The organism is Endozoicomonas atrinae (genome assembly GCF_001647025.1).
In the GTDB taxonomy this organism is placed as follows: Bacteria; Pseudomonadota; Gammaproteobacteria; order Pseudomonadales; family Endozoicomonadaceae; genus Endozoicomonas; species Endozoicomonas atrinae.
Map to the genome: position 1 here is coordinate 1 of NZ_LUKQ02000476.1, position 2,124 is coordinate 2,124.

At 52.7% G+C, this 2,124-nt stretch carries 1 protein-coding gene; it reads left to right on the top strand.

The annotated features are described in order from the left end of the window. Positions 1 to 2,124, top strand: a 2,124-nt coding sequence (locus AK963_RS33860) for an Ig-like domain-containing protein (protein WP_202969900.1), incomplete at both ends; no start/stop codon positions are given.

Below are 2,124 nucleotides of genomic sequence, written 5' to 3' on the forward strand. Positions count from 1 at the left end.
CCGGCCAGGATGGCGAAGGCTACGGTGCCTTTGCCCGTATTGTTGACAGTAATGGCCAGCCCATTGGGAATGAGTTTTCTGTCAGCAGTGACAACTCTCTGCCAGCACAGGTCTTCCCCGATGTCACAGCCCTGAGTGACGGGGGCTTTATTGTCACCTGGCAAAGCGGTGCTGACCTGAATAATGGCCAGCAGATCTGGGCCCAGCGCTACGATAGCTTGGGAGCTCCCGTTAACAACGCCTTCAGGGTCGGTGCTGGCCAAACCGATAAACAGCCTACTGTCGTTGAACTCAGTGACGGAACACTGGCATTCAGCTGGCAGGATAACGATGCTTATGAGATTCGCACTCAGCTATATAAAGACGGCTTTGAACTATCAGCCATTAATGAAGACGATAGCACCAACAGCGGTAATACCATTGCTGAGATAGTGACCGATGGCAGTATTACCGATATCGATGGCAACCCGGTAGAAGCCGTTGCCATTACCAGCGTCGATAACAGCAACGGTAGCTGGGAATACTCGGTTGATGGCGGCGCTAACTGGGCGGCTATTAATGATGGCAGCCTGGGTGAAAACCATGCTCTGCTGTTAGATGCCAGTAACCAGGTGCGCTTTGTGCCCAATGCTGACTTTAACGGTGCGGCAACGTTTACTGTCAGGGCCTGGGATAAATCAGCCGGTGCCGTTGGCGACTATGCCGACACCACTACTAATGGCGGTACCACCGCATTCAGCCCGGAAATTGCCCCTGTCGGTATTCTGGTTAATGCCGTCAACGATGCGCCGGTTGTTGATACCAATGCCAGTCTGACCCTCACCACCATTAACGAAGATGATACCAACAGTGGTGGCAACTATGTCTACCAGATCGCCCAGGGCAGTATCACCGACCTCGATGGTTATTTTGGTGATGATGAAATCGAAGCCATGGCCATCACCAGCGTCGATAATACCAACGGCACCTGGCAGTACAAAATTGGCTGGAATGACCCCTGGATAAATATTGACGACGGCAGTCTGGCAGATAACCATGCCCTGCTGCTCGACAGTTACCACAAAGTCCGGTTTGTACCCAACACCGATTACAACGGCGATGCCACCTTTGACTTCCGTGCCTGGGATAGAACCTCCGGTACTGCGGGACAGTATGAAGATGCCAGCAGCCATGGCGGTACCACGGCCTTCAGTGCCGATGCCATTTCAGCGACGATTTCATTAACCGCTATCAATGATGCGCCAGTTCTGACGCCCTCCGGCGGCACCGTTGCTGCCTCGGCAGAAGCAACATCCGGCGGCGGCTTTTATAATGCCATGGCCGCCACCAGTGACGGTGGCTATCTCCATGTCTGGAACAGTTCGGGCGATACCATTAAAGCCCAGCGCTATGACAGCCAGGGTGTAGCTCAGGGTACAGAAATTACTGTTCACGATGACCCAAATAATATAACCAGCTATAGCCGTAGCGTAACCGTATTAGACGATGGTGGTTTTGTTGTCAGCTGGTCTCACTACCTCTTTAACGGCTCGGATTCCGTTAACGTCTGGTCACAAATTCATAATGCCGATGGCAGCGTACGTCAGGCTGCTTTCCAGCTGAATACTCAACACACTTTCCTGGGGCAAAAAGGCGTTCAATCAGCCGCCTTACCTGATGGCGGTTTTGTCACCATCTGGGATGACCAACACGAATACACCAGTAATGGCGGTCAGGGTGACCTGTATATGCGTCGCTATGATGCCGATGGTACTCCCAGAGATGCCCAGGAAATTCAGATCACAACCAGCAGCGTCGATCAGGAGTATCCAGCCATTACCGTTCTCAATGACGGTAATATTGCATTGGCCTGGCGGGAAGACGGCGGCACAATACACAGCCAACGGGTGGATAGCCAGGGTAACACCATCAGTAGCCCGATTCCATTAACCGAAAATACCTCCAATAACGTCGGTGAAGCCCCAGCCATCGCCTCACTCAGCAATGGCGGGTATGTTGTTACCTGGATGGATTCTACCGGTGCTGATGGTCAGGGCTACGGTGTTTACGCCCGTATTGTCGATAGCCAGGGCCAGACAGTAGGCAGTGAATTTGCCGTTACCAATGACAACTCATTCCCTGACC